This is a genomic window from Ruminococcus sp. (assembly GCF_019423705.1).
In the GTDB taxonomy this organism is placed as follows: domain Bacteria; phylum Bacillota; class Clostridia; order Oscillospirales; family Ruminococcaceae; genus Hominimerdicola.
In genome coordinates this window covers 120,809-147,449 of record NZ_JAHZAX010000007.1, presented here as the reverse complement: position 1 = coordinate 147,449, position 26,641 = coordinate 120,809, and the positions used below count along the sequence as shown (strand labels likewise).

Here is a 26,641-nt window from a genome sequence, read left to right as displayed (position 1 = left end):
CGCACCAATAAGACTTTGTACGGTTTAATGCCTGTCTAGTCTTCGGGCTGAGTCGGAACAGACCCGCAGTCCAGACCTATGCGAATTAAAAAAGATCAGCCGCCTAGGCGGATCATTTCGTCTATGCATTTTCTTGCGGAGGTTATCTCTTCATCAGTCATAATTATCTCGAAACCGCCGCCGTTGCCAATGCCTTCGCAGGTCTTGTATACGTCCATAAGAGTTGTGAGCTTCATATTCGGGCAGAGTATCTTCTTGGAAAGTATGTAGAAATCCTTGTCCGGGAATCGGTACTGGAGGTGCTCGGCGATAGACATTTCTGTGCCGATGATGAACTCCTTGGCGTCAGATTCAGCTGCAAAATTCATTATGCCGGAAGTCGAGCCAACATAATCTGCCATTTCGCTGACAGCAGGGATACACTCGGGGTGAACCAGCACAAGAGCGTTAGGGTGAGCTTCCTTTGCGGCGATCATATCAGCCTTTGTAACGGAAGCGTGTACAGGACATCCGCCTTGGAGAAGCTTTATATCCTTTTCGGGACAGGCTTTCTGAACGAATGCGCCAAGATTGCAGTCGGGGATAAAGAGTATCTTGTCAGCGTCCATATTCTTCACGATCTTCACGGCGGAAGAGGAAGTTACGCATACGTCGCAGACCTCTTTGAGCTTTGCGGTGGTGTTGATATAGCATACCACCTTGCGGTCAGGGTCCTGCGCCTTTATCATTTCGATCATCTCAGGCTCCATCTGCTCTGCCATTGGACATCCTGCGCCGGGGTTTGCAAGGTAAACGTTCTTGTCGGGAGAAAGCATTTTAGCAGTTTCTGCCATAAAATGCACACCGCACATAAGGATATTCTTGTTGCTTACCTTCTGAGCCTCAACGCTGAGCTTGTAGGAATCGCCTGTGATATCTGCTATCTCAACGATCTCCTTCGCCTGATAGCTGTGGGCAAGGATACAGATATCCTTTTCCTTTTTCAGTTTCAGAATTTTTTCCTGCACGTCTTTTATCATTTTTATCACCTTTTTAAAAGTTTTTTGACAGAATTATACCATATAATTATAGTATGAATTTTTGTGTTTGTCAACACTTTTATTACGACGGCTTCGCCGCCGTAATAAAAGTTCATAAAATGTATATGAATTTAGTTAAAAAAGCTATTGCAAAAATTGACGGGTTCAGTTATAATAGGAAGAGTAAATGCTTTTTTGAAGCTTTTTATATCTGATATTGATTTATACGGAAAGGAAATGTTTTTTATGAAGAAAATTACTTGCGGACTTGTTGCACTTGCAATGGGTATCACTATGCTCGCCGGCTGCGGAAGCGTGCCTGCTAATACTGTTCACAGCGTTGACGACCTTGAGGGTAAGACTATCGGCGTTCAGCTTGGTACAACAGGCGATATCTACGCTGAGGACGTTAAGGACGCTAACGTTGAAAAGTATAACAAGGGTGCTGACGCTGTTCAGGCTCTCAAGCAGGGCAAGATCGACGCTGTTATAATCGACTCTGAGCCTGCTAAGGTATTTGTTGAAAAGAATGACGACCTTGAGATACTCGACGAGCCTTTCGCTGAGGAAGAGTACGCTATCGCTATGAAGCTTGACAATACAGAGCTTCAGACTGCTATCAACGGCGCACTTAAGGAACTCAAGGACGATGGCACTCTCGACGCTATCAAGAACAACTACGTTGGCGACGACGCTGGCAAGAGCCCTTACACTTCTCCTGCTGACGTTAAGAGAGACAAGGGTACTCTTGTTATGGCAACGAATGCTGAGTTCCCTCCATATGAGAGCAAGGAAAACGACAAGATCGTTGGTATCGACGCTGATATGATGCAGGCTGTTTGCGACAAGCTTGGTTATGAGCTGAAGATCGACGATATGGCTTTCGATTCTATCATCTCCGCTGTTCAGTCGGGCAAGGCTGACGTTGGCGTTGCAGGTATGACTGTTACTCCGGACAGAGAAAAGAACGTGCTCTTCTCTGACACTTACACTTCTTCCAGCCAGGTAATAATCGTTAGAAAGAAGTAATCAGATCTTGAATTTTATCGGCTGTCGTAAGCGGCAGCCGAAATTATTTTAAAGCGATAAATTATACCGATCACGATACCAACAACACTATTTTTAGATTTTTGTACAGAACAGGAAGTGCTGAATTGAACAAACTGATCGCTGACTTTAGTCAGAATTTTTTGGAAAAAGATCGTTGGCATTATCTCACCAGCGGTCTTAAAACAACACTTATCATAACATTCTTTGCGGTGATAATCGGCTTTGTGCTGGGTTTTCTTGTGGCTATCGTCCGCTCGACACACGATAAGACGGGCAAGATGAAGGTGCTCAACGTCCTTTGCAGGATATACCTTACAGTTATCAGAGGAACGCCTATGGTCGTTCAGCTCCTTATCACTTACTTTGTTATTTTCGGCAGCGTGAATATCGACAAGACACTTGTTGCGGTGCTGGCTTTCGGCGTGAACTCGGGCGCTTATGTGGCTGAGATCGTCCGCTCGGGTATAATGTCGGTAGACAACGGTCAGTTTGAGGCAGGCAGAAGCCTTGGTCTCAGCTATCGTCAGACTATGATATCAATTATCCTGCCTCAGGCGTTCAAGACCGTGCTCCCTGCTCTTGCAAACGAGTGTATAGTGCTTTTGAAAGAAACTTCCGTTGCAGGATATATCGCTATACAAGACCTTACAAAGGGCGGCGATATCATTCGTTCGCAGACGTTCTCGGCTTTTATGCCGCTTATTACAGTTGCGATCATTTACCTTGCAATGGTGCTTCTTTTGACGCACCTGGTCGGAAAGCTTGAAAGGAGGCTGTCGCAAAGTGATAGACGTTAAACATCTTAGCAAATCATTCGGCGAGGTCGAAGTTCTCAAAGATATAAGCGAGACTATCGAAAAGGGTGAAAAGGTAGTTATCGTTGGACCATCGGGCTCGGGCAAGTCAACGTTCCTGCGCTGCCTTAACCTTATGGAGAGGCCGACTTCGGGAGATATTTTCTTTGAGGGCGAGAATATCACGCAGGCAAATGAGCACGAAATGAACAAGCTCAGACAGCGTATGGGAATGGTTTTCCAGCACTTTAATCTTTTCCCACATCTGACCATAAGAAAGAACATCACCCTTGCACCTGTTAAGCTGGGGCTTATGAGCCAGCAGGAGGCTGACCAGCGTGCTGAGGAGCTTCTTGAGCGTGTTGGGCTTCCCGACAAGGCGGACGAATATCCGTCAAGGCTTTCGGGCGGACAGAAGCAGCGTATAGCTATCGCACGTTCGCTGGCAATGGATCCGGAGGTCATGCTCTTTGACGAGCCGACGTCGGCGCTCGACCCTGAAATGGTAGGCGAGGTGCTGGAGCTTATGAAGCAGCTTGCAAATGACGGAATGACTATGGTGGTAGTCACCCACGAAATGGGCTTTGCGAGAGAGGTGGCTTCAAGGGTTATGTTTATGGCGGACGGAAATATCCTCGAGCAGAACAAGCCGTCGGAATTTTTCGCAAACCCTAAGAATCCCAGATTGCAGGAATTTTTGTCGAAGATCATTTGATTTTTTTATATTGCTTATATTGCGTATTGTTTATAAATGCGAAAGGCAGCCGAACAAATCGGCTGCCTTTTTTTGTGTGATATTTATGCCTTATTTATCCGCCGCAAGGGCTTTTTTCATTGCTATATGTGGGCAGTATTCATCGTGATAGATATCACCGTAGGCTTCATAACCCAGCTTTTCGTAGAATTTCTGCGCTCTGAGCTGAGCGGAAAGGTTGGTGGATTTATAGCCTGCTTTTGCGGCATATTCCTCCAAAGCCTCCATAATAGCTCTGCCAAGCTCTTTGCCACGATAGGCTTTGAGGACGGCTATCCTGCCCAAGTGGGCTTCGCCGTCGATATCGAACAGTCGGCCTGTTGCAACGGGAAAACCGCCGAGATACAAAACTGCGTGGACGGCTCTTTCGTCGATATCGTCGAACTCATTGACAAAGCCCTGCTCGTCGATAAACACCGCCTGCCTTATAAGCTTTGCGTCACGGTTGTTTTCAATGCCTTTTGCTATCTTCATACTGTATTCCATATGTATGCTCCTAAAAACTTTAGTTTTTTTCTTGCCAATCCATTTTGCCTATCCTGCTTTCGATAGACGCCATATCAATGCCGTACTTGTTGAGGATAGTTTCGGCAAAGCTGTTATCCCTCGGCATTCCTTTGACTATTTTGTACTTGCGCTCGCCCGTCTGCTCGTCTGCGTCGGCCACAATGCTGACTAGCTTTGAGCGCAGGGTGTCGTCCTTGTTAAGCTCCACGGTCTTGAATGCGATATCGACAAGGTGGGTGGCGAAAACGCCTCTTACACCCATTTTGCAGAAAACTCTCAGCAGCTCGCAGGCAACTTCTATGCACTCTCTCGGAGTGGTGCTTTGGATAGACTCGTTCATAAGCAGCAGGCTATGGTTTGTGATAGTGTCGCTTATGGCTTTGAACTCTTTTATCTCGGTTGTGAAGCGGCTGGTATCAATGCCTGTTTTTTCTTCTTTAGGGAACTGTGTGTAGATATAGTCCACCATTGAGATCTCGCAATAGGAAGCAGGGACGTAAAGCCCTGTTTGTGCCAATATCTGACACAAGCCTACTGCACGGAGAAAGGTGGTTTTTCCGCCGTTATTTGCGCCTGTGAGGACGTAAAACGCTCCGTCATCGTCAAAGGTTATATCGTTTGTGACGACGGACTTTTTGTCCTTATGGTTGAGGTTATACATTTTGCTTTCACGGAAATAAACGGGGTCGAAAATGTCCTTTATGACCGCTCTGCGCTGGGACATTGGCAAAAGCTTCGGGCGGCACATTTTCACGCCGCTGTTTTCGCAGGCTTCTATCATCTGGACTGCGCCCATATAATACTCAAGTTGATAATCTATATAGCGCATATCGGCAATGCCTGCTTTTTGATACTCGCCAAGCACTTCGCCGATCATTTTCACATACTTTGACGTCAAATCGTCAAGCTCGTCAAAGAGGGTCTTATCAACAGTATTTACGATCTTTTCATCGGTGACTTCGCTTTCATTGTACCTATGGCGGAGATTTTTCACCACGGCTTTTTCGTTGAACTTCGCTCCGTGATAGATTATGCGGTCGACAAGAGAGGGCTTTAGGCCGTATCTTTCGCTGGAAAGGTCGATTATTCCGGCGGATATCGGCACAAGGCGCTCGTCAAGATTTATCGCAACGGTTATGCTTCTTATCCTGTTGGTGAGAGCTTTTTTGAGGTCGTCCACCTCTTTTTTCAGCGAGATATAATGCTTATCACCGTAATGCTCCTCAAAGAAGCCGAAAAGCTTTTTCACGCCTTCGGACTGTATCTTATCCTGCATTTTTTCATAGAAAGCGTGCATAACTTCCATACACTCGATATAGGCGTCAAAACCGCTTATGGCGTCGTCAAGCTGGGAAAAGCTATCGGGAGTGGTGAGGTTATAGACGTTGCGGCGGTCGTTTTCAACCATTATGTTTATGACTTTCTTAATGGTCGTGGCGAGGGCTGGGAGATTTATGAAATCATCAAGGATATCGAGGCGGTAGTTTATTATCTCCTCATCGTCACAAAGCTCGGAAAAGAGTCTCATTACACGATACTGGTAATGGGGCGTGATGATATCCGCCACCTTGTCAAGCTCCATATTATCCACGAAATCCCGTGGGAGCTTGTCCAAAGCGGCGGAGCGCTTTTTCATTGCGTTGTGCTTTTCCACGGAAGGGTAAAGCAGATCGACAACGGAAGTTTTTATGTCAAATTCGTCGTATTGTGAAGCCATTTTTGCACCTCTATTATGTATTATGGGTCATTGGTCGTTATTGTCTTTTTTGAGGTCTTTTAAATTTATTATTATGCCGACTTTGGCGAGGGCTTTCGCAAGAAGTTCTGCCGAAAGCGGGTAGATATCGGTCTTTCCGCACTCGTGCTCATACTCGTATCGGAAAAACTGGACGTAATTTTCTTCGTAATCTTCGGAAGTATACACTTTTCCCATAATATACTTATTTTTTATTGCATAGTAATTTACAGGCTTCAGCCGCAGAATGGCTTTCGGGTCGGCGGACATTTCCTCGCCCAGCGAGTCAAAGCCCTCATCGACGTAATTTATCTTGCGGCATTTCATATCTTTGATCTTCTTTTTCAGCGGCGGTTCATCGCCCTGCTGTTTCTTTCTGAAAAGTGAAAACATATTTTTGCACCTTGAAATCTATACAGTCTATACGCCCAAGCGGTCAAAAAGCTGCTTGCGGCAATCCTCTTCAAGCTTATCGTTGATCGGCGCAGGGGTGTACTTTTCGCCAAGCTTTCTTGTCATACAATAGGAGATGATATGGTCGCTGAGCTTTGGATTTTTGGAGAGCAGCGGTCCGTGGAGATAAGTCGCAACGACGTTTTTCTCCATATAGCCCTCTGTGCTGCTTTCAAACTCGTTGCCGTTGCCCGAAAGGACTTTGCCGAATGGGGACTTGACATTTGAAGTCTGTCCGCCGTGGTTCTCAAAGCCTATCACCTTATAGTTTTCGCCCTCAAGCTGGGTCTCGATAACGATATTGCCGATACATCTGCACCTTTTATCTGTCGAAGCCACGGTATAATAGTCAAAAAGCCCTAGACCGGGGACTTTTTCGCCGTTTGAGTCCTTATAATACTGACCCATAAGCTGATAGCCGCCGCAGATCATAAGGAAAAATGTGCCTGCTTTATAGGCTTCCATAATGCTGTCCTTGCAGGAGACGAGGTCGTCTGCCAAAATCTGCTGCTCAAAGTCTGCTCCGCCGCCGAGGTAGATAATATCATACTGCGTAAAGTCGGTCTCCTTGTCGCCGATAAGGTGCTTTGAGACTTCAAGCTCGATACCACGCATTTTGCAGCGATAGGAAAGCACTTCGACGTTGCCGCTGTCGCCATAGAGGTCAAGCATATTGGGGTACATATGAAGAATTTTCAGCTTTTCCATTTTAGTTTTCCTCCCCATTTTCTGTTGACTTTGAGTTCTTATAGCGTTTTATAGCGGCTCTTGTCGGCTGGATAGCGGTGTAATTTGCGATTGCGAACTTATCGCCTGTGGTCTTGAAAAGCTCGGTGACGGCTTTATCAAGGTCGGGATAGACGAATATTTTTTCGGGGTCATAGCCCGAACATTTAATTCTTATGGCGATATCATAGGCTCTTGTGCCCGAAGTTATAACTCTGTCAACGTCCTTGAAAACGGAGAAGTTTATATCCCATATCCAAGAAACGTCGTGGCCGTCCGCAAGATTGTCGTTGAGGACGAAGAGAAGCTCCTTTGCGCCCTGATGTTCGTTCATAACACGCAGGGTCATATTTGCGCCAACAGGGTTCTTTGCAAGGTTCACAAGAAGGCTCGAACCCTCGATCTCGAACTTTTCAAGTCGGCCGTTATTGACCTCGAAATGCTCAAATGTATCGTGGAGGATGGACTTATCGAAGTTATAAAGCTTTGCGGCGGTATAGACCGCTGCCATATTATACATATAGTAAATGCTGTTGTGGGCTGTCTTATAGGTCTCGCCGTCGGCTTCAAAGGACGGCACGGAGAGATCGACATTTTTCACCTGCACCGCTGGCGTTACGTTGCCGAAGCCGCATTTCGGGCAATGGAATTTGCCGATATGGGAATACTGATAATAGTCATAGACAAGCTCGGTATCGCAGAATGGGCAGAATTTGCCCTCGCCGACTTCATAAGGCTTGTCCGTTGCGCCTGAGTATTTATCAACGCTGAAATAGTAGATATTCTTATTTTTCGGGTTGGCAAGGCCAAGTCTTGCCACATTAGGGTCGTCGGCATTAAGGACGACGTTGCCCTCGAAAGTTTCGAGGAATTTTTTGACTTTGAGGATAAGGGTCTCCACCTCTCCGTTTCTATCCAGCTGGTCACGGAAGAAGTTGAGCAGGACGAGGGTCTGCAAATTGAGCTTTGAATATACCACGGGGACGTGGGACTCGTCAGTTTCCAGCACAAGGTAATCGGCGTGCACTCTGCCCTTCATATCGCAATGGTTGAGCAGTAGGGAGCATATGCCTGTATCGAGGTTATTGCCCTCGGGGTTTGTTATTATTTTCTTGCCGCCGCTTGCGAAGATATGGCTGAGGTAATTTGTGACTGAGGTCTTGCCATTTGTGCCTGTTACGGCGATAATGGGGCAATCGACCTTGAAAGCCTTTAGGCAGTCTTTATTTATAGTCCAGAGCACAAGGCCGGGAAAGTTGCCTGCGTCTCTGCCCAGCAGGTGCAGCGTTTTGACCATAAGCTTGCCGAAAATAATGGTAAAAGCGTTTTTAATACTCATTTAAGCGTCTCCTAAAATTTAATCGTATAAAATAATAATAACCCAATTACGCCACAATGTCAAGCTTTTTTGCTGTGGCTACGTCACAGCAAAAAAGGGCAGACAGCCAAAGCCGTCCGCCGCAAAAATTTCCGTTATTTGTTATTCTTCCTCAGCCGTTATGGCCTCGAATTTGCCTCTTGTGACCTTGATGAGGTCTTTCGGGTCGAGGACTATCTGCGAGCCGAGACGTCCGCCGCTTATTATTATCTCGTCAAACTGCACCGCCGATCTATCCACCACGGTGACGTACTGCTTTTTCATTCCCAATGGCGTACAACCGCCTCTGATATAGCCCGTCACGGAATTTATATCCTTGACGTGGAGCATTTCAACCGACTTTTCACCCACGGCTTTGGCAGCTTTTTTCATATCAAGCTCCGCCGCTATTGGTATGGCAAAGACGTAATAATTCTTGCTTTTGCCCACGGTCACGAGGGTCTTGAAAGAGCTTTCATAGGGCTGACCCAGCATATCAGCGATATGGACGCCGTCGATGAACTCGCCGCAATCGTATGTATTAACCTTATATTTTATCTTGTTGCGGTCAAGGATACGCATTGCGTTGGTCTTGACCTCTTTTTCCTTTGACATTTTTATCACTCCGAGTAAAAATTTTACCCCTGTTTTGATAATTTGACTGTATCGGCGATTATTTGGGCGCACATTTCATAGCCCAGTTTGCCGCTGTCAAGGCACATATCATAGCTTGACATTTCTCCCCATTTTTTGTTTGTGTTGGAATTATAGTAATCCGCACGCTTTTTATCGTACTTTTTGAGCCTTGCAGCGACCTCGTCGTCGGGAACATTATGCTTTTCCATTGCACATTCCTGACGCTTTTCAAAGCTTGCGTTGATGAAAACGTTCAGCGTTTTGACCTTGTTTTTGAGGATAAAATCCGCACATCGACCCACGATAACGCAGCTGCCCTTTGAGACAAGCTCCATTATGACCTCGGTCTCGGCGGCAAAAATTTTCTCCGTTATGGGGTATTCCTTTTCCTTTGAGAAGAGGTTTATAGGCGTTTTCAGCACGTTGAGCACGGCTTCCTCATATTTTTGTATCTCTGTCATTTGGATACCGCTTTTCTGCGCCGCCATATCTATAATTTCTCTGTCATAGCAGGGTATGCCCAGCTTTTCAGCCACCAGCTTACCGATACTTGAACCGCCTGCACAATAGTGCCTTCCGATAGTTACGACCTTGATCTCTGCCATTTTTGCATCTCCTTTATGAATTTTTCTTTAATAACATTATAATATATTTCCTTTTAGTTGTCAATGACAAAATTATTACACTTTATATACATTCCGACATTTGCATATATTTCTGCAAATTTGTACAAAACGAAAAAGGACCGACCCAAAAGGTCAGCCCTATCTCGTAGTAAGGAAAGTAAAATGAATTAAATTGGAAAATTCGTAATTAATGTTGATCGTTTTCGATCTATCGAGCAGTTAATCAGCTCTGGATTCTTTTATCTTGATATAGTCCTTCATAAGCTGGATAGCTCCGTCAACGCCGGTCTTGGAAGAGTTTATGCAGAGGTCATAGTTCTTGGCCTCGCCCCACTTCATATCGGTGTAGTAATTATAATAGGAAGCTCTGCGCTTATCGGTCTTGCGGATAAAGTCCTCCGCCTTGTTTTTCTCAATATCATATCTTTCGAGGATACGCCTTTTCTTTTCAGCGGTATTGCCCGAAATGAAGAAGTCGATAACGTTTGGCTCGTTCTTGAGCACATAATCTGCGCACCTGCCGACGATAACGCAAGGGCCTTTCTTTGCCACGTTCTTGATAGTCTCAAACTGTGCAAGGAAGATCTTATGGTTCAGCGGCATATCAGGATTGATCCTGCCGTCGGCGCTTACAGGATAATTGCCCATAACGAGGGAAAACAGAAAGCTGTTGGTATAGGACTCGTCATTCTTCACGAAAAGCTCTTGGCAAATGCCACTTTCCTTTGAAGCCATTTCCAGCAGTTCCTTATCGTAAAAAGGAATGCCCAGCTCATCAGCGAGCCTCTTACCTATCTCACGTCCTCCGCTGCCAAATTCTCGGCTGATCGTAATAATAGATTTCATAACACATATCCCCTTTCACGAAATGTTCGTTAAGATAGTTAAGCAACTTTCGTTGTTTTTGTCCTTCTCTCTTAACGTATTTATATTATAGCACATTTTTTGTGATTTGTACATAAAAAATCGATAAATTCTTGCACAAATTTATATAAATTTTCTTGTGCAATTTGCAAACTTCCCTTTTAAAACAATATATTGCGCAAATCGCCGAAAAGTTTTCGGACAAAAATATATGCAGGCAAACAAAAAGCGGAACGATACGAATATCGTTCCGCAAAATATTGTTATTTAAACACGTCCGCTAGATCGCTAAATCAAATTAGCCTTCGATGTTTGAGTTAGCTTCCTTGAGGATGTAGTCAACACCCTTTTCGTTCTCGGCAACGCACTCTGTCCAAGTTGTAGCTCCGCCGCCTGTTATCATTGTAGCCTGGTTAACTGTCTGCATAAGTGTTGAAAGCTCAGCAGATACGCCGTCCTGGAAGTCGAACACAGGGTTCTCTCTAGCCAGCTCGTAGATAGTATTTCTCATCTCGATCATCTCGTCTGTCCAGCCATAGTTGTCCTTGAGCTGTTCTTCTGTGATGTTCTGTACTGAAGAGTTTGCTACCTTGCAGCAGTTTACAAATGCAGCATAGCCTTCCTTGTTCTTTGCATTCTTGCAGAGGAGGTAGCCGTTTACGACGGTAGATACATAGTACTTATCGGAATCGTCCATTCTTGGCATTGGAACGAACATAACTTCGCCGTCCTTGATGCTGCCGAATGTCTTTGTATTCTCAGCTGTATCCTCGATCGCCCAAGTACCGATAGGAATGAAGAGTGTGAGCTGTGAGCCAAGGCCTTCACCGTTAGCGCCGTCGCCTCTTGTCTTCCAGTTGTTGCTTGATCTATCGAATACAACGTTGTTCTTCTCAAGATTGTACATAAGATCCTGAACTGCGCCAACTTCAGCCTTGCCCATATTGTTTACGATCTTGCCGTCCTCAAGACCGATCAGAGGATATCCGCAAGTATCGTTAAGAGCCTTGCCGTACCAGTAACCGTCAAGAGCGTATCTGTCAGCCTCAGCGTCTGTGAAAGTGAGACACATATCCGTGAAGTTGCTCCAAGTCCACTCATCGTTAGCATAAAGCTCTGCAGGATCGTCAAGACCGAAGTCTGAGATAGTATTCTTGTTATATACGCAAACGTACTGTGGTCTTACGTCGATAGCAGCTACATAGTGCTTGCCGTTGAATATAAACGAATCGTTGAGTGTCTGTGAATCAGACCAGATGTCAGAGCTCAGATCAACTACATCGTCGATAGGCTCGAACATTGCCTTGATAGCGCCCTTAGGGAATGCGTCCATATCGTCAGCTGGGAAGAAGTCAGGTGAATCGTTAGCCATAACAGCCTTAGCAAGGTCTGTATATCTGTTCTCCCAAGTTGTCTGAACGTACTCGATCTTTCCGCCGTACTTAGACTTGAAAAGTGAGATATCAGGAGACTCAGACTTACCATCGCTAGGGTTGATGTCATAGTGAGCCATCCACTTGATCGTCTTGTTTGCAAGTTCAACGTCAGGCAGCTTATCCTTGAGTGCCTCTACCTGATTCTTCTGATCGTCTGTCATTGCCTTAGCGGCAGCCTTAGAAGATGAAGAATCGCTTGATGAGCTGCCGCAAGCAGCCATACCGCAAGCAAGGCAAAGTGCACAAGCAGCAGCCATAATTCTCTTTGTCATTTTCATTAGAATAACCTCCTTGATAATAGACGAATGTTCCTTACCCAAAAACGTTCATCTGTTACGACTGACAAATGCCCTTACCCAAGGACACGGCAGGAAAACATCAGCCCGTCCGAGCACTCATCATAACGCTTATTTTTCGTCTATTCTTATGATAACAAAAAGTTGAAAATTAGTCAATCAGCATTTTGCAATATAAAACGGTTTCGTTTTTGTTAATTATGCCAAAGGGAGGCTATATTTCGTCAAGTATACGTTTTCAGAAAACGTTTTCTTTGATACACGACTTTTAATTCACAAAAAGTTTACACTTGTCATGCACTATCTTTTCACTAATTCATCAAAACACCAGCGATTGGATATCCTCTTGTGTCAGCGAGGTATGGAAAGCCCTGTTCACCGCCATTGCGATGAGCTTTGCGCAATTTTGCACAAGGCGGTCAACGCTTTTGGGGGTGACTATCATATTTTCGGCGGTATCGGGAGCTTGTGAGCCGAAAATGTGCTCCGCCGCCGTGGTGAGGTCGACGACTGTTGGCACGCCGATAGCGATACATTTCACGCCGAGGGTGTTCTCAGACAGCTCTTTTCGTGCGTTTTCAACGCCGCTGCCGGGGGATATGCCCGTATCGCAAAGCTGAACGGAGCGGCCGAGATTGTCCATTTCGCTGCAAGCAAGGGCGTCTATCACCACGACGACTTGCGGCTCGACCAGCTTTGTCAGGGCGCTCACCTGCTCCGCCGCTTCAAGGCCTGTTTGACCAAGCACGCCTGTTGACACCGCAGTTATTTCGGCAAGATCGCCGCAGTCAAGCTCTGCAGAAAGGCGCTTTATATGCCGTGTTGCGAAAATTTCTTCCGCCGCCAACGGGCCGACGGCATCGGGGGTGATGCTTTTGTTGCCAAGTCCTGCAACGAGGGCTTTATCTGCGCCGCCGCAAAGATTTTTGATGATATCCGCCAGCAGCTCCGCCCTGTCCTCAAAGCAGTCGCTATACATATCGAAAGGCTGGTCGCTTGCACGGACTGTGATGTATCGGCCAACAGGCTTGCCAAGCTTTTGCGCCGCTTCAATGCTTTGGATAGTGATGTCCGTGATCTCAAAGCTTGTGTTTTGGTCTGTTTTCGTAATGACTTTCACGCCAGCAAGCTTCCCTGCTCCGCCGGCCTGCGAAAAAGCTTCCGCCGCCATATCTGTTCTTATTCCCATTTTTTATCCCTTCCCTTTTGATCGTTCGCTTGCTTTTTTGCATTATACATAGTATAATTGAAAATACGTGGTTTACAGATATGTGATACACTCATCATACCCAACGGGCGAACGATGTTCGCCCCTACACTAAGTTTCCCGTCAAAAGCGTTTGTCTTTTATGGCTTTTGTATGATATCACAATTTTTCAGTCAAAAAATCTACTATTTTTTTCACCAAACCCCTTGCATTTTTCTGCGAACTGTGGTAAAATAATTCACGAGGCTTGTTTAAAGGGCTTTCCGCATTTCCTCTCAGTCTGCGGATAGCTTGTGCAAATAAGTGCAAATTTATTCAGAATTGAGGGAGGTTTCGGTATGCCGAACATTAAATCCGCTAAGAAGAGAGTCAAGGTCATCAACACTAAGACTATGAGAAATAAGGCTGTAAAGTCTGATCTTAAGACTGCGCTCAAGAAGGCTGACGCTGCTGTCGCTGAGAACGCAGAGAACAAGGAAGAAGTAGTAAGAGCTGCTATCAAGAAGGTAGATATGGCTTGCACAAAGGGCATTATGCACAAGAATGCTGCTGCAAGAAAGGTTTCCCAGCTTGCTAAGAAGCTCGGCTAATTCTCTTTAGCTCAACTTTTCTGACCGTTCCTTTTGGGGAGCGGTCTTTTTTTGCGCTTTTTTGACCTCATAGCGGCAGAATGTTGTATGCCGATGTTGACTTTTTTTTGCTGATGTGATACAATGTTTGTGTATATACGGCGGCATTTTGTGCGCTGTATGGAACTTTGTGTGTGGGGAGGGGTCATATGACTTATCGTGTGGGCAAGTATACGCTGCCCGAATACAGCGTGCTTATGTCGGTCTATGACCGTGAGCTTCCCGAGAACCTTAACGAGAGCCTTGAGTCAATGCTTATGCAGTCCTATCCGCCGTCGGATTTTGTGCTGGTGTGCGACGGAAAGCTCACTTGCGAGCTGAACATCATCGTGAAATCCTTTCAGAACGAGTTCAAGAACATTTTCCACATCGTGCAGATAGACGAGAACGTGGGAGTTGGAAAGGCTTACAACGAGGGCATAAAGGCCTGCAAATGCGATTACATCGTCAAAATGGACAGCGATGACATTTCCCTGCCAAACCGCTGTTTGAAGCAGATGACGCTTTTCGCCGTGAAGCCGCAGCTCGATATCACGGGCACGTTTGTGGAGGAATTTGACAGTGGCACCGACAAGGTGGTCTCGGTGAAGAAAGTTCCTGTTATGCAAAAAGATATCGTGGCGTTCTCAAAGCGCCGCAACCCGTTCAATCGGCAGACCGTGGCGTTCAGAAAGTCATTTGCGGAGAAGATCGGCGGCTATTCCGACTTGAAGCTTTGCGAGGATTACGAATTTATCGCACGAATGCTGCAAAACGGCGCAAAGGGGCAGAATATCCCCGAAGTGCTTGTGCGCTACCGCATTGACGAGAACACCGTGGATATCCGCAAAAGCTGGCTGCACACAAAGGCTTTTATCAGAGTGCGCTGGATAATCTACCGCTCGGGCTACACGAATTTCAAGGACTTTTTTATGCCCTGTGCATTGCAGCTTGGGCTGTTCATCTTCCCGAGAAAATTTACTCGCTGGGTATACAAGACCTTCCTGCGCAAATAGGCATAACGTGATTTTGTTAAATATAATAATAGATATATGAAAATATGAACCTCGCACTTGCGGGGTTCATATATTTTTATGATATTGCAAAGGCGGACAAAGTAAACGTTATCAATTTTGAACGTGGTGTAAAACATTGTATTTGTCTATTGACAACGGTTTTGTATATGTTATATTTAAAAGTAGAGGATATCATAAAGCATTTTTGAATAACAGGCTTTATGAAAATTTGAATATTCCAAATATGATATTTGAGATAAGGAGAATTTTATGAGAGACATCATCAAAAGAACTCTTGCCGCTTGTATGGCGGTGATAATGGCTTGTGCGGCGGCAGGCTGTTCAAGCACAGGCAACAGCAGCACGGCTTCCGGCGCAGACAGCACGGCTGCCACGACCACCACAGCACCTGTTGTTGAAGATATGGGCAACCTTGATCTTTCAGACGTTACAAACGATTATGACGTGCCTGAGGACTTCAAGTTCGAGTCTGAGGCGGAAAAAGGAACTCTTTCGGGAGGTGCAGTGGTGCTTGACAAGAACTTCCTCGGCGATTTTTCGGGCGACGGCTTCGTTTCAATAAGCTCTTCGGGTGATGAAGTTGATTTTGAAGTTGAATTTCCTGCAAAGGGCAGCTACAACATCACACTTACAATGGCCGCTGACGCTGAGGGTCAGTCAAACCTCATCACAGTTGACGGCGCTTCGCTGACTTCATTCAAGTCCACAACAACAGAATTTGGCGAGACAGTTGCAGAGAACGTTCTTATCGACGAGGGCAAGCATACCATCGGCATAAAGGCCGACCAGGGTCACATTTACATTGACAAGATCACGATCACACCTGCGCCTGCTATCGACCTTTCACAGTATGAGGTTTCAAACCAGCTTTCAAACCCTAACGCTTCCGACGAGGCGAAGAGACTTTTCAACTTCCTTACGGACGTTTACGGCAAGTACACAATCTCAGGTCAGTTCTCGGGCGACAACGAGGGCAAGGACAGCCGTGAGTTCAAGGAGATCGAGAAATACACAGGCAAGAAGCCTGCTATCCTCGGTCTGGACGTTTTAAACCTTTCAAACAGCGCACTTGCTCACGAAGCAGGCGGCGGAGATATGGTTCCGCTTCAGGCTATGGACTGGTACAACAACGAAAACGGCATAGTTTCACTTTGCTGGCATTGGTATGCGCCGGAAAAGAACCTTGAAAAGAACGGCGGCGCTTGGTGGCAGGGCTTCTATTCCGAATACACCGACTTTGACCTTGCAAAGGCACTCAACGGCGAAGATCCCGAGGGCTACGACGCTATCATCGCCGACCTTGACCATATGGCAGGGGTGCTCAAGCAGCTTGCAGACGCAAACGTGCCTATCCTTTGGAGACCTCTCCACGAGGCGGCAGGCGACCCGAAATATCCGGGCAACGCTTGGTTCTGGTGGGGTTCAGCCGGCAAGGACGCTTATCTCCAGCTTTGGAAGCTTATGTACGACAAGTTCACAAACGAGTACGGACTTAACAACCTTATTTGGGTATGGAACGCACAGAACCCTGACTGGTACCCGGGTGACGAGTACGTTGACATAATGGGTTACGACTGCTATCCGGCCGAGCAGGACAGCTCCTCACAGAAGGAATATTACGATCTGCTCAAGAAGAGCACTTCCACAAACAAGATAATCGCAATGACCGAGAACGGCTCGATGTTCGACCCAGACGCCGCTTTCAACGACGGCGCACGCTGGTCATTCTTCTCGACCTGGAACGGAGAATTCTGCATCAAGGACAAGCAGCTTTCAGATCAGTACACAAGCTTTGACGAGTGGAACAAGATCTACAACAGCGAGCGTGTGCTCACTTTGGACGAGCTTCCGAACCTCAAGTGCTATCCAATGGACACGGAGAAGTATCTTGAAGAGCATAAGTAATAAATTAGGTTAATGCAATAGAAAAAGCTACAAACCAAACGGGCGACCACGGGTCGCCCCTACATTCTGACAATATCTAAATAAAAAGAGTATGGGCTTATTGCTCATACTCTTTTTTTGACTGTCGACAACGGGTGAACGATGTTCGCCCCTACAATTGACAGGTTCATAATTGATTGCTTTTATTTCGCATTAATATTTATAAACTCCGGCTTTGTCTTTGAGTACATAATCTTCTGACTGCTGTAAAGGCCGTAATAGCCCGAAAGCATATAGCTTACGCCGCAGGCCACCGCAAAGAGGATAAGTCCTCCGCCGCCGAAAAGTTCAAAGCTCAACAGTATCGACGCCACCGGACAGTTCACAACGCCGCAGAACAGCGCCACAAGGCCTACCGCTGCGCCAAAGGCAGGGTCAAGCCCCAGCAGAGGCGCTGCTGTGCAGCCGAATGTTGCGCCGATGAAAAACGTTGGCACGATCTCGCCGCCCTTGAAGCCTGTGTTTATCGTTATGGCTGTGAAGATTATTTTCAGCACAAAGGCTTCGGGATTGGCTTTGCCGCTCTCGATAGCGTTCACGATAACGTCCACGCCCGAACCGTTGTAATCTCTTGTGCCGATAAGCAGGGTCAGCAATATTATCGCAACGCCGCCTATTGCAATGCGCAGATAGGTGTTGGGCATATAAATTTTAAAGCGTGAATGGGTAAATTCCATTACCATACAAAGGACGATGGATATGACCGCACAAAGCGCTGAAAGCCCTGCAATCTGCGCAACGGAGACCATTGAAAGCTTTGGTATCGCTCCGCCAATGTTGAATTTTGTGGGCGCAAGGCCTGCCAATATCGAAATCTTATATGCGATGAGTGACGAAGCTATGCAGGGCACAAGGCCGACATAGTATATAACGCCGACGCTTATTACTTCCATTGCGAAAAATGTTGCCGTAAGCGGCGTGCCGAAAAGTGCAGCGAAAACTGCGCTCATTCCGCACATTATCACAAGGCTGGAGTCCTTTTCGTCAAGCTTCAAAAGCTCCCCCACCTTTGCGCCGAGACTTCCGCCAAGCTGCAAAGCCGCACCCTCACGGCCTGCCGAACCGCCTGTTATGTGGGTCAGCACCGTGCCCATAAAGATAAGCGGCGCCATTAGCAGCGGCACTTTGATATTGCTTCGCACCGAGCTTATTATAAGGTTCGTGCCAGTTTCCTCGTCCACCTTGCAGGCACGGTAACTGAACACGATGAAAAGGCCTGCTATGGGCAGCAAATAAAGCGTCCAGCTATGTGCAAGGCGGAAATCTGTTGCGAAATTTACCGCAAGATGAAAGAGCGAACCCACTATTCCGCCGATAACGCCCACAGCGCAGGCTATGAACACCCACTTGACAAAGGCAAGGCTGAACTTTTTCACCGTCCGCATTTTCGCCTTGACAAATTCCATATTTAACATAATTTACTGATTACCTCATATATCTATACTTTCCCCATAAGGCTTGCATATTTTCAAGCCTGTAAAAACAAAGGGCGAACATTATCCGCCTACAAATCTGTCAATGTAACCAATGGGCGAACGTCGATTGTAGGGGACGGCGTCCTCGACGTCCCGCCTGTTTCGGTTATAAAACAAAGGGCGACCTTAGGCCGCCCCTACAATTTCTCAGCACCGCTGAAAGGCATTATGCCTCAGCAATTACCTCAACTTCAACAAGAACGTCCTTTGGAAGCTCCTTAACAGCCACGCAGGAACGTGCTGGCTTTGATGTGAAATACTCGCCGTAAACGCTGTTGAATGCGCCGAAATCAGACATATTCTTGAGGAAGCATACTGTCTTGACAGCCTTGCCGATAGATGTGCCGGCGGCTTCAAGAACGTTTGTGAGGTTCTTGCACACCTGATGTGTCTGCTCCTCGATAGTTGTTGCCTCAACATTGCCTGTTGCCGGGTCAATTGCGATCTGACCAGATGTGAAAACAAGGTTTCCAACCTTCATTGCCTGTGAATATGGACCGATCGCATCCGGTGCGTTTTTTGTGTAAACAACTTCTGCCATTTTTATCTACTCCTATCTATAATATTTAAATTACACTAATACTAATTATGTTTATTAAAATTCGTACAAACAAGTGGGACGTCGAGGACGCCGTCCCCTACAATCCAATGCACTATTTGATACGATTTTCATTACTTGTTTACGATCTTGAAGCCTGCGGCTGTGAGAGCCTGTCTGATATCTCTGATATGATCGTAATTTCTTGTTTCAAGCACAAGTCTCAGCAGGCAATCGGTGATATCGCTGTCCTCGCTTGCTCTCTCGTGGTGAACTGAAACAACATTTCCGCCGAGCTTTGAGATGATAGCGGAAACATCTCTGAGCTGACCTGGTCTATCCTCAAGCTGGATAGTAAGAGTATCTGATCTGCCCGACTTGAGGAGACCTCTCTTGATAACTCTTGAAAGTATGGTAACGTCGATATTGCCGCCCGAAACGAGACATACAACGTTCTTGCCCTTGAGGTCAGGAATCTTATTGAACATAACCGCAGCCACAGGTGTTGCGCCTGCGCCCTCTGAAACGAGCTTCTGCTTCTCGATAAGGTGGAGGATCGCAGAAGATATCTCATCGTCCGAAACTGTAACTACGCCGTCAACATACTGCTTGCAGTATTCAAATGTGTGCTCGCCCGGCTCTTTTACCTTGATACCGTCGGCGATAGTATGTACGCTGTCAAGGCACTCGATCTTATCGTCCTTGAGGGAATTTACCATTGAAGGTGCGCCCTCAGCCTGCACGCCGTAAACTCTAACGTTTGGCTTGAGCTGCTTTACTGTGAAGGCAACGCCCGAGATAAGTCCGCCGCCGCCAACAGGAACAACGATAACATCGGCATTTGCCACCTGATTGAGTATCTCAAGGCCGATTGTTCCCTGACCTGCGATAACGTTCTCGTCGTCGAATGGGTGAATGAATGTATAGCCCTTTTCGTCTCTCAGCTCGATAGCCTTTGCATAGGCGTCGTCATAAACGCCGGGAACGAGACATACCTCAGCGCCATAGCCCTTTGTAGCCTCTACCTTTGAGATAGGAGCGCCGTCAGGGAGACAGATTATAGACTTGATACCGTTCTTTGTAGCTGCCAGCGCAACGCCCTGTGCGTGGTTGCCGGCTGAGCAAGCGATAACGCCGTGAGACTTCTCTTCATCTGACAACTGTGAAATCTTATAGTAAGCACCTCTCACCTTAAAGGATCCTGTTACCTGAAGATTTTCTGTTTTCAGATAAACATTGCAGTCAGGATTGACCTTTGGCGCATAAATGCAGGCAGTTGGTCTGATGACCTCTTTAAGCACGTTTGAAGCGTCAAAAACCTTGTCAAGTGTAAGCATAAAAAACAACCTCTTTTTCTAATTTGATACCGAAAAGACAAATATGAAATAAAAAAGCCCTCGCCTATATAGAGGCGAAGACATAATATCTCCGTGTTACCACTCTGATTGCGGAAAATAACTTTCCGCCACTCATATCTCATTTTAACGGTGAGAGCACCGGGTCTGCTTAAAACTTTCGCTTAGGCCGACCAGCTCGGAGATGATCCTGACGCTGTTATCCCTGCGGACTTTCACCAAACGTCCGCTCTCTGCGAGGTATTCGCACCGTCACCTTTCCCGTCTCAGCTTTTCTCATATTCATTTATTCATCATATTCATTCAATACAAACATTATAGCACCATAAATATGAATTGTCAACAGCAATATAATGAATTTTTTAAGGCAATGTGCTGATATCTATACGCAAAAAAATAAAAACCCGCACCGAAATGCAGGTTTTTATTCATTAAGGAAGTATAGAAAAATATATGAAGAAAACAATCACGAAAGCTTGATTTATACCGTCGGGAGGATTTTCTTTTCGTTCTTTCCTTCCCGACTGTATATATGATATCACCCTTATGTGATAGATTTATGTGCAAAGCAAGTATGTTTGAAAAAATCGCACATAAAATCAGGAGCTTTCCTGCCGATTTTTGTCACCTTTTGTTGGCATAATGAACAACGACGTGGCGCTGTTTGCCTGTGGACACATCTGTGCCCTTGATATCCGCACCATTGTGGCTCATAAGCTCGGCGCAGACAAGACCTTTCACATCGAACCTTGCGACCTCGTGTCCGTCGCAGACCACCACAAGCTTTTCATCGTCAACGGAAATGCCCCCTGTTCGCCCGATAACGTTCTCCTCCGCTCCGATGCGCTCAACAACGTATGATATCCGCTTGCCGTGATATCTTTCAAGCTCTTTTAAGGGCGTACCCTTGTTTTTGCTTTTGCTGAAAAGTCCCATATGTTTTCTCTCCTGTTCGTTTCTATTCTCCGATAATATCCTGCCGGCTGTTTTCGCAAAGCTGTCTTGCAGAGGCGATAACGTCCAGCGATTCGCCCACCGACTGCAAAAATGCCGAAAGCAGCCCAAGCTGATCGGCTGTCATTCCCTCGCCGAGGTAATTCGCAAACGCCGCCATAATATTGAGCTGCTGTCCCCAGCAAAGTCCGCCCTTTTGCTCCTTCGTCCTGTTCGTCACATTCATCACCGCTATCATTATATTCCGAATGGGAATAATCCGCCACGGGCTGAGAATAATATTTCTACCAGTTTTAAAACAAACACCGAAAGGGGCAAACCTTATGAACATCATCCACACGATACTTGCGACAGTCGGCTCGATAATCGTGATGTTTATCATCTCAAAGCTTCTTGGCAACAAGCAAATTTCCCAGCTCACGCTTTTTGACTACATCAACGGCATTACAATTGGCTCTATCGCCGCAGAAATGGCGGTATCGCAGGAAATGGACGAGCTTGTGGTGCCGATAATCGCAATGATACTTTACGGCTTGACGGGCTTTCTGCTTTCCGTTTTCACGATGAGATCTATCCATTGCCGCCATTTTCTTTCGGGCAAGCCAATACTTCTCATCGAAAAAGGCAAAATATATCCCGAAAATCTCAAGACTGCAAAGCTGGACGTCAACGACCTGCTTTCAAGGGCAAGGACTTCGGGCTATTTCGATATTTCAAAGATATCCTACGCCATTTTGGAAACTAATGGCACTATATCATTTATGGAGCGTGCCGCCGAAGCGCCCCTCACGCCCAAGGACTTAGGCTATCAAAAAGAGGACGAGCGACTTTGTATCAATCTTATCCTTGACGGCGTTGTTATGGAGGACAACCTCCGCTATGCAGGCAAGGAGATAAAATGGCTCACAAACGAGATAAAAAAGCAGGGCTGCCCTTCCCCCGACAAGGTCTTTCTCTGCACCGTTGACGACAAGGACAATGTGACAGTTTTCCCTAAGACCGCAGAGAGCAACAAGAAAATTTACTTTGACTGAACTTTTTTGAGAAATTCGTGCATTTCCTCTGCGAGTCTTGAGACAGGCAGTCCCACCACGTTGAAGAAATCGCCCTCGATCTTCTCCACCAGCAAAGCGCCTTTCCCCTGTATGCCGTAAGCCCCAGCCTTATCCATAGGCTCGCCGCTTTTGACATAGGTCAGTATCTCGTCACGACCTAACTCTCTGAACGTGACCTTTGTGTCAACGGAAAAGCTTCTGTAACGGCAACCTCTGCCGATAGTCACGCCTGTGATAACGTCGTGGGTCTTTCCCGAAAGGCTCTCCAGCATTTTTATGGCATCGGCCTCGTCCGCAGGCTTGCCGAGAACTTTGCCGCCGCAGATAACGACTGTGTCGCAGCCGATAACAACGCTGAGATCGTAGACCGAGGCGATACATCTGCACTTTATCCCCGAAAGATACTCGGGGGCAAGCTCCGCCGCAACGTCGGCAGGGATAGTTTCGTCACAATCAGAGGGAATGACACGAAAATTTTCGCACATCAGCGAAAGCAGCTCCTTCCTTCTCGGAGAAGCCGAAGCAAGTATCACATCATATTCCATAAGCTCAGAAGCGATATTTACAGACATATACTTTTACTCCTATTTTTGTGTGATATACAAAATTAAAGCTTGCTGCCGCAGTTCGAGCAGAATTTAACTGTCGCAGGCTCTTTGTGTCCGCATTGCGAGCAGAAAATAAACTGACCCTGCGTTGGCTGAACAGGCTGTGCAGGCTGCTCGTTCTGAACAGGTGCAGAAGCCTGAACGGCTTCCTGTGGTGCTTCATTTATAACAGGCTCTGCTGCCGGCTGAGCAACTTCCTGCGGCTCTGCTGCCTGCTGAACGGAAGCCGGCGTTGGTGCGTCAATTCTCACTTCGCCGTTGACAGGACGTGCAACAGGGGGTGTATAGCCAGGCTCAACAGGATTTCCCATTACCTGATTCATCGGCTGAACGAAATTTGCCTGTGGCTGGAAATTCTGCGCAGGCTGACCCATTGGCACGGCTGCTCCGCCCTGCATATTCTGTGTATTCTGTGCAGGCTGCTTTGTTCCGCAGTCGGGGCAAAATGCTGTTGCAACAGGTATCTCGTGGCCGCAATTTGTGCAAAGCTTTACCCCTCTGATAGTGAGAAGCTGCTCGTTAAGACCTTTGAGCTCGGCGAGGGTGGCGTCGATCTGTGCGATCAGATTCTTGACCTCAGGTGCTTCGATCTGATCTGCCATTTTCAGCTTAACAAAACGTCCGATCTCGGTATATTTTTCGTTTATGAATGCAAGCTTTGCGTCGATCTGCGCCTTAACTGCATTTTCGGGTGTGTTCTTTGGTGTAAAAAATCCCATAGTGGTATCTCCCTTGCATTATAAAATTAGAAATTTATAAAATTATAGCGTATTTCCGCCTGTTTATTCTTCGGTATCTGCGTTTGTATTTGCAGCTTGGTCGGCCGTATCATCGGCAGGGACAGTTGTCTGCACCTCGCCAGGGATATCCGTAACAGGAGCCGTGGTCTGCGCCGGCTCTGTTGTGGTGGTCGTGGTCTGCTCGGTATCGGTCTTTGAAGTATCCTGCTTGCCCTCGGTAATATTGCCGTTCTCGTCGATGATATCGGAATTGTTGATCTCATCGTCAAGCTCGTCCTTTGTCATCTGACCTCTCTTGACCGCCTTATCGTTGACCGCTGAAACGCCCAGCGTGGTGTTTACATAATAGTGTGTCAATATCTGATCGTATGTGCAACCAGCCTCGGCGTAATAGCAAGCGCCCCATTGGGACATTCCAACGCCGTGACCCCAGCCGTAGGACTTGAATGTGAACACGCCGTCCTTATAGCTTATCTCCATTGCGTTCGATTTCACGTCAAAGAGATTGCAAAGGGTTATGCCCGTTATCCGTGAGCTTTTGCCCTCGTATGTGCAGCTTGTGTGGCCGTCGATAGTCACGCCGCTGATATATTTTCCGCTGAAAGCCGAGTCGATCTTGAACCAGCTCTGAACGTCATCAGAAAGCTTTATATCAGTTTGGCTCTCGATACGCTCCTTGACCTCGTCCTTTGTATACTTGGTCTCGATACCCCAGTTAGGGTCTTTGTCGTCATACTGGCTGAGGACACGCTTGAGATATGGATAGGAAACGCCCCATATATCCTCGCTTGTGGTGGAATATCCGGCGGTGGAAGCGGAATAGACCGCATTTATGATATTGCCGTTATAAAGCACCACCTGTCCCTCGACAGCGTTTACGCAGTTCTCGATCTTTGCGGAATAGCCCTCTTTCAGTCCGACTGTCGGGATTGCGCCGATAGAGTCGTTGAACCTTACCCAAGTATAAGCCGCAACGGCCTGCGCCTTGATAGCTTCCTCGCCCCATTCGCCGCCGATCTCGCTGTTCACTATCCTGCAAAGGAGCTCGTGGCCGTTAAGCGTCACCGTGCCCCCTGAGATTATGTCATAGACCGTGTAATACTCATCGGCAACGCTTCTTGTTTCGGTGAAGTTCATCGGGTCGTTCATAATGTCATAATACTCGCCCTTATCCTCGGGTAGCTCGACATTGAATTCCGAAGCGCTGGCTTTTTTCTTTGAAGTCTTTTTCGTCTGCTTCTCCTGGGCATAAGTCATATCGTACTTATCCACGGAGGATTTTTTGAATTTCACGAAGCTGTAGACCTCGGTCGCCGTGGTCGTCTGAACGCTCTGCACCTCGGCGGTCTTGACCTTTTCCACCGCAGGAGCCTTTTCAGCGCTCGCCTTATCGCCGCCCAGCATAAGCTCGCCGCATACGCCCACCGCCGTGATACCCATTACCGCAGCGCAGACATTGGCGCAAAGCCTTTTCATCGTGATCTTCTTAATGTCAGTTATATTCATAATTACCTGTCCTTAACAATGACCTTCCATAGTACATTTAAAAAATCTATCATTTCATACCTAGTATTAGTTTATCAAATACTGAAAAAAAGTCAAGACAAAGGTTAGCTCTGTCCTGACTTTTCAGCATAATATACAATTTTTACACTACATAATCAGCATAATAGCCAATTACTTAAAATATCTCTGACCGTCAAGTTCCATACAGAACGTAAGGGACTCGAACCAAGCAGCTGTGCTTCCGCCGCAATACTGTGGAGCGTAGTAATAAGTTGCTCCGTTTGTATTATCCTCGCCGTAGAGTGCTCTCTTTGCACAGTCGATAGTGTTCTGTGAAGGAGTGTTTCTGCCGCTGTAATAGCCGCTGATCGCTGTGAACTGGTTCGGTGCAGTAAGAACAGCCTTTATTGAGCTGCCAAATCTGCCCGACTTCACTCTGTTGATGATAACATTTGCAACAGCGATCTTGCTGTTTTCAGAGCAGTTGCCCACCTCGCCCTGAAGGACGTAGCAAAGCATATCGAACTCTTCGTCAGTATAGCTTATCACAGGATTGCTTCCTGCTTCTGTCTTTGTTGTGGCAGCTGTTGTGGCTTTGGCTGTCTGCGCCTTAGTAGTCTGGGCGGCAGTCGTCTTAGCCTCTGTCTTTTTAGCTGTCGTTGTCTGAGCCTTTGTGGTAGTGGTCTCGGTCTTGGTCTCGCTCTGAGCCTTTACCGAAGCAGGAACAGTATTTGTGAGATATTCCTTCATCACATAACCAGCATACTCGCCGTATGTAACCTTGTACCAGCCGTCGCTTGTTTCTGCTGATACAACGACCTCGTCATCAGTTGTGAGAGTTGCGGCGATATCAGCGTTCTTATCAGCCTTAGTTCTGATATTCACGATATCGGTTGCATACATCTTTGTGCTGTCGATCTTGGTCTCTTTAGCTGCACTTGTAGTTGTTTCTGTCTTTTTCTTGGTAGTTGAAGCGGCAGTTGTTGTCTCTGACTGCACTTCAGCCATTTCATACTCGCTGATACCGGCCTTTTTCCAAGTCACGGTATTCATTGAAGTATAAGTCTCATCTCTCTCAGTTTCTGCTTCTGTCACAGAAGTGGTCTTAGTGTTGGTTATTGCAGCTTTTGTGTCCTTCTGAGCCTTTTTGTTATCAGAAGTAAGTCCGAAGATACTTACTGTTCCGACCATAAGCACCGCCATAGCGCCGCAGCTCAGCATTGTTCCTACTTTCCTGACCGACGGCTTAGCTGAACGCTTAAAGCTGTCTTCAGTTTTTTTCTGCTTCATTTTTATCACATTACCCTTTCCGACCGTCTGCAAGCAAACCGTCTTCACCGTGGTCTGTGAGATTGACCACA

General features: G+C 46.7%; 27 protein-coding genes and 1 other annotated feature. Of the genes, 7 read left to right on the top strand and 20 right to left on the bottom strand.

The window, feature by feature from the left end:
* Nucleotides 1-95 precede the first annotated feature (95 nt).
* Complete coding sequence (nadA, locus tag QZ371_RS07530; protein ID WP_295211262.1) at nt 96-1,019, bottom strand: quinolinate synthase NadA; 924 nt, start codon at nt 1,017-1,019, stop codon at nt 96-98.
* Nucleotides 1,020-1,265: 246 nt separating this feature from the next.
* On the opposite strand from nadA, the gene QZ371_RS07525 reads away from it, so the two are divergent.
* The 3 genes from QZ371_RS07525 (at nt 1,266) to QZ371_RS07515 (ending at nt 3,578) form a co-directional block, all read left to right on the top strand.
* A complete protein-coding gene (locus QZ371_RS07525; protein WP_295211260.1) occupies nt 1,266-2,048 on the top strand; it encodes a transporter substrate-binding domain-containing protein in 783 nt (260 codons plus the stop codon).
* A 125-nt stretch (nt 2,049-2,173) separates the two neighbouring features.
* Complete coding sequence (locus QZ371_RS07520; RefSeq protein ID WP_295211257.1) at nt 2,174-2,866, top strand: amino acid ABC transporter permease; 693 nt, start codon at nt 2,174-2,176, stop codon at nt 2,864-2,866.
* On the top strand, nt 2,853-3,578 hold the full coding sequence (locus QZ371_RS07515) for an amino acid ABC transporter ATP-binding protein (RefSeq protein WP_295211254.1): 726 nt from the start codon (nt 2,853-2,855) through the stop codon (nt 3,576-3,578). The genes QZ371_RS07520 and QZ371_RS07515 overlap by 14 nt, the downstream gene beginning before the upstream one ends.
* A gap of 90 nt (nt 3,579-3,668) precedes the next feature.
* On the opposite strand, the gene QZ371_RS07510 is transcribed toward QZ371_RS07515, so the two are convergent.
* The 10 genes from QZ371_RS07510 to gpr all read right to left on the bottom strand — a co-directional run bounded on the left by QZ371_RS07510 (nt 3,669) and on the right by gpr (nt 13,442).
* Entirely contained in the window at nt 3,669-4,103 is a 435-nt protein-coding gene (locus tag QZ371_RS07510; RefSeq protein ID WP_295211251.1) for a GNAT family N-acetyltransferase, read from the bottom strand.
* A 19-nt stretch (nt 4,104-4,122) separates the two neighbouring features.
* Nucleotides 4,123-5,841: a DNA mismatch repair protein MutS gene (locus QZ371_RS07505; protein ID WP_295211249.1), complete on the bottom strand. Its 1,719-nt coding sequence runs from the start codon at nt 5,839-5,841 to the stop codon at nt 4,123-4,125.
* Between the two features lie 27 nt (nt 5,842-5,868).
* Nucleotides 5,869-6,252 carry a hypothetical protein gene (locus QZ371_RS07500; protein WP_295211247.1) on the bottom strand — a complete coding sequence of 128 codons (384 nt, stop codon included), beginning with the start codon at nt 6,250-6,252 and terminating at the stop codon, nt 5,869-5,871.
* A gap of 27 nt (nt 6,253-6,279) precedes the next feature.
* The gene (locus tag QZ371_RS07495) at nt 6,280-7,020 is read right to left on the bottom strand and encodes a glutamine amidotransferase (protein ID WP_295211244.1); all 741 of its coding nucleotides are present in this window, start codon (nt 7,018-7,020) and stop codon (nt 6,280-6,282) included.
* Nucleotide 7,021: 1 nt separating this feature from the next.
* The gene (locus QZ371_RS07490; protein WP_295211242.1) at nt 7,022-8,377 is read right to left on the bottom strand and encodes a MurT ligase domain-containing protein; all 1,356 of its coding nucleotides are present in this window, start codon (nt 8,375-8,377) and stop codon (nt 7,022-7,024) included.
* Nucleotides 8,378-8,518: 141 nt separating this feature from the next.
* Nucleotides 8,519-9,010, bottom strand: coding sequence for a Cys-tRNA(Pro) deacylase (gene ybaK, locus QZ371_RS07485; protein WP_295211238.1), 492 nt, complete (start codon nt 9,008-9,010; stop codon nt 8,519-8,521).
* 23 nt (nt 9,011-9,033) lie between these two features.
* Complete coding sequence (locus QZ371_RS07480; RefSeq protein WP_295211235.1) at nt 9,034-9,636, bottom strand: AAA family ATPase; 603 nt, start codon at nt 9,634-9,636, stop codon at nt 9,034-9,036.
* A 240-nt stretch (nt 9,637-9,876) separates the two neighbouring features.
* Nucleotides 9,877-10,503, bottom strand: a complete 627-nt coding sequence (locus QZ371_RS07475) for an AAA family ATPase (RefSeq protein ID WP_295211233.1) — start codon at nt 10,501-10,503, stop codon at nt 9,877-9,879.
* Nucleotides 10,504-10,819: 316 nt separating this feature from the next.
* Complete coding sequence (locus QZ371_RS07470; RefSeq protein ID WP_295211232.1) at nt 10,820-12,235, bottom strand: ABC transporter substrate-binding protein; 1,416 nt, start codon at nt 12,233-12,235, stop codon at nt 10,820-10,822.
* 337 nt (nt 12,236-12,572) lie between these two features.
* Nucleotides 12,573-13,442 carry a GPR endopeptidase gene (gene gpr / locus QZ371_RS07465; protein WP_295211230.1) on the bottom strand — a complete coding sequence of 290 codons (870 nt, stop codon included), beginning with the start codon at nt 13,440-13,442 and terminating at the stop codon, nt 12,573-12,575.
* A 356-nt stretch (nt 13,443-13,798) separates the two neighbouring features.
* On the opposite strand from gpr, the gene rpsT reads away from it, so the two are divergent.
* From rpsT to QZ371_RS07450, 3 genes are all read left to right on the top strand, one after another.
* Nucleotides 13,799-14,050 carry a 30S ribosomal protein S20 gene (gene rpsT / locus QZ371_RS07460; protein WP_022287631.1) on the top strand — a complete coding sequence of 84 codons (252 nt, stop codon included), beginning with the start codon at nt 13,799-13,801 and terminating at the stop codon, nt 14,048-14,050.
* 188 nt (nt 14,051-14,238) lie between these two features.
* Nucleotides 14,239-15,084, top strand: coding sequence for a glycosyltransferase (locus QZ371_RS07455; RefSeq protein ID WP_295211226.1), 846 nt, complete (start codon nt 14,239-14,241; stop codon nt 15,082-15,084).
* A 270-nt stretch (nt 15,085-15,354) separates the two neighbouring features.
* Nucleotides 15,355-17,010 carry a glycosyl hydrolase gene (locus tag QZ371_RS07450; protein WP_295211225.1) on the top strand — a complete coding sequence of 552 codons (1,656 nt, stop codon included), beginning with the start codon at nt 15,355-15,357 and terminating at the stop codon, nt 17,008-17,010.
* A 182-nt stretch (nt 17,011-17,192) separates the two neighbouring features.
* Here QZ371_RS07450 and QZ371_RS07445 read toward each other — a convergent pair whose 3' ends face one another.
* From QZ371_RS07445 to QZ371_RS07425, 5 genes are all read right to left on the bottom strand, one after another.
* Nucleotides 17,193-18,455 (bottom strand): chloride channel protein, encoded by a 1,263-nt coding sequence (locus QZ371_RS07445; RefSeq protein WP_295211307.1) that lies wholly within the window; start codon nt 18,453-18,455, stop codon nt 17,193-17,195.
* A gap of 235 nt (nt 18,456-18,690) precedes the next feature.
* Nucleotides 18,691-19,065 carry a RidA family protein gene (locus tag QZ371_RS07440; protein WP_295211224.1) on the bottom strand — a complete coding sequence of 125 codons (375 nt, stop codon included), beginning with the start codon at nt 19,063-19,065 and terminating at the stop codon, nt 18,691-18,693.
* A 131-nt stretch (nt 19,066-19,196) separates the two neighbouring features.
* Nucleotides 19,197-20,399 carry a threonine ammonia-lyase gene (gene ilvA / locus QZ371_RS07435; protein WP_295211221.1) on the bottom strand — a complete coding sequence of 401 codons (1,203 nt, stop codon included), beginning with the start codon at nt 20,397-20,399 and terminating at the stop codon, nt 19,197-19,199.
* A gap of 67 nt (nt 20,400-20,466) precedes the next feature.
* Nucleotides 20,467-20,694: a binding site (T-box leader), on the bottom strand.
* 347 nt (nt 20,695-21,041) lie between these two features.
* Nucleotides 21,042-21,353: a hypothetical protein gene (locus QZ371_RS07430; protein ID WP_295211218.1), complete on the bottom strand. Its 312-nt coding sequence runs from the start codon at nt 21,351-21,353 to the stop codon at nt 21,042-21,044.
* A 22-nt stretch (nt 21,354-21,375) separates the two neighbouring features.
* The gene (locus tag QZ371_RS07425) at nt 21,376-21,591 is read right to left on the bottom strand and encodes a hypothetical protein (RefSeq protein ID WP_295211216.1); all 216 of its coding nucleotides are present in this window, start codon (nt 21,589-21,591) and stop codon (nt 21,376-21,378) included.
* Between the two features lie 103 nt (nt 21,592-21,694).
* On the opposite strand from QZ371_RS07425, the gene QZ371_RS07420 reads away from it, so the two are divergent.
* Nucleotides 21,695-22,405 (top strand): DUF421 domain-containing protein, encoded by a 711-nt coding sequence (locus tag QZ371_RS07420; RefSeq protein ID WP_295211215.1) that lies wholly within the window; start codon nt 21,695-21,697, stop codon nt 22,403-22,405.
* Here the strand turns inward: QZ371_RS07420 and QZ371_RS07415 are convergent.
* From QZ371_RS07415 to QZ371_RS07400, 4 genes are all read right to left on the bottom strand, one after another.
* Nucleotides 22,393-22,998, bottom strand: coding sequence for a Maf family protein (locus QZ371_RS07415; RefSeq protein WP_295211212.1), 606 nt, complete (start codon nt 22,996-22,998; stop codon nt 22,393-22,395). The genes QZ371_RS07420 and QZ371_RS07415 overlap by 13 nt on opposite strands.
* Before the next feature lie 35 nt (nt 22,999-23,033).
* Complete coding sequence (locus QZ371_RS07410; RefSeq protein ID WP_295211209.1) at nt 23,034-23,753, bottom strand: zinc-ribbon domain-containing protein; 720 nt, start codon at nt 23,751-23,753, stop codon at nt 23,034-23,036.
* A gap of 63 nt (nt 23,754-23,816) precedes the next feature.
* Entirely contained in the window at nt 23,817-25,280 is a 1,464-nt protein-coding gene (locus tag QZ371_RS07405) for a SpoIID/LytB domain-containing protein (protein WP_295211206.1), read from the bottom strand.
* Between the two features lie 171 nt (nt 25,281-25,451).
* On the bottom strand, nt 25,452-26,570 hold the full coding sequence (locus QZ371_RS07400) for a cell wall hydrolase (RefSeq protein ID WP_295211202.1): 1,119 nt from the start codon (nt 26,568-26,570) through the stop codon (nt 25,452-25,454).
* Nucleotides 26,571-26,641: the final 71 nt, after the last annotated feature.

Bases quoted from the DNA above. Each gene is read 5' to 3' on its own strand.
- QZ371_RS07405 (WP_295211206.1), bottom strand. From the start codon at position 25,280: ATGAATATAACTGACATTAAGAAGATCACGATGAAAAGGCTTTGCGCC.
- QZ371_RS07500 (WP_295211247.1), bottom strand. From the start codon at position 6,252: ATGTTTTCACTTTTCAGAAAGAAACAGCAGGGCGATGAACCGCCGCTG.
- QZ371_RS07510 (WP_295211251.1), bottom strand. From the start codon at position 4,103: ATGGAATACAGTATGAAGATAGCAAAAGGCATTGAAAACAACCGTGAC.
- QZ371_RS07415 (WP_295211212.1), bottom strand. From the start codon at position 22,998: ATGTCTGTAAATATCGCTTCTGAGCTTATGGAATATGATGTGATACTT.
- QZ371_RS07410 (WP_295211209.1), bottom strand. From the start codon at position 23,753: ATGGGATTTTTTACACCAAAGAACACACCCGAAAATGCAGTTAAGGCG.
- QZ371_RS07445 (WP_295211307.1), bottom strand. From the start codon at position 18,455: ATGGAATTTGTCAAGGCGAAAATGCGGACGGTGAAAAAGTTCAGCCTT.
- QZ371_RS07495 (WP_295211244.1), bottom strand. From the start codon at position 7,020: ATGGAAAAGCTGAAAATTCTTCATATGTACCCCAATATGCTTGACCTC.
- QZ371_RS07420 (WP_295211215.1), top strand. From the start codon at position 21,695: ATGAACATCATCCACACGATACTTGCGACAGTCGGCTCGATAATCGTG.
- QZ371_RS07505 (WP_295211249.1), bottom strand. From the start codon at position 5,841: ATGGCTTCACAATACGACGAATTTGACATAAAAACTTCCGTTGTCGAT.
- gpr (WP_295211230.1), bottom strand. From the start codon at position 13,442: ATGGGAATAAGAACAGATATGGCGGCGGAAGCTTTTTCGCAGGCCGGC.
- nadA (WP_295211262.1), bottom strand. From the start codon at position 1,019: ATGATAAAAGACGTGCAGGAAAAAATTCTGAAACTGAAAAAGGAAAAG.
- QZ371_RS07455 (WP_295211226.1), top strand. From the start codon at position 14,239: ATGACTTATCGTGTGGGCAAGTATACGCTGCCCGAATACAGCGTGCTT.
- QZ371_RS07480 (WP_295211235.1), bottom strand. From the start codon at position 9,636: ATGGCAGAGATCAAGGTCGTAACTATCGGAAGGCACTATTGTGCAGGC.
- QZ371_RS07525 (WP_295211260.1), top strand. From the start codon at position 1,266: ATGAAGAAAATTACTTGCGGACTTGTTGCACTTGCAATGGGTATCACT.
- QZ371_RS07475 (WP_295211233.1), bottom strand. From the start codon at position 10,503: ATGAAATCTATTATTACGATCAGCCGAGAATTTGGCAGCGGAGGACGT.
- QZ371_RS07440 (WP_295211224.1), bottom strand. From the start codon at position 19,065: ATGGCAGAAGTTGTTTACACAAAAAACGCACCGGATGCGATCGGTCCA.
- ilvA (WP_295211221.1), bottom strand. From the start codon at position 20,399: ATGCTTACACTTGACAAGGTTTTTGACGCTTCAAACGTGCTTAAAGAG.
- QZ371_RS07490 (WP_295211242.1), bottom strand. From the start codon at position 8,377: ATGAGTATTAAAAACGCTTTTACCATTATTTTCGGCAAGCTTATGGTC.
- QZ371_RS07400 (WP_295211202.1), bottom strand. From the start codon at position 26,570: ATGAAGCAGAAAAAAACTGAAGACAGCTTTAAGCGTTCAGCTAAGCCG.
- rpsT (WP_022287631.1), top strand. From the start codon at position 13,799: ATGCCGAACATTAAATCCGCTAAGAAGAGAGTCAAGGTCATCAACACT.
- ybaK (WP_295211238.1), bottom strand. From the start codon at position 9,010: ATGTCAAAGGAAAAAGAGGTCAAGACCAACGCAATGCGTATCCTTGAC.
- QZ371_RS07430 (WP_295211218.1), bottom strand. From the start codon at position 21,353: ATGGGACTTTTCAGCAAAAGCAAAAACAAGGGTACGCCCTTAAAAGAG.
- QZ371_RS07450 (WP_295211225.1), top strand. From the start codon at position 15,355: ATGAGAGACATCATCAAAAGAACTCTTGCCGCTTGTATGGCGGTGATA.
- QZ371_RS07470 (WP_295211232.1), bottom strand. From the start codon at position 12,235: ATGAAAATGACAAAGAGAATTATGGCTGCTGCTTGTGCACTTTGCCTT.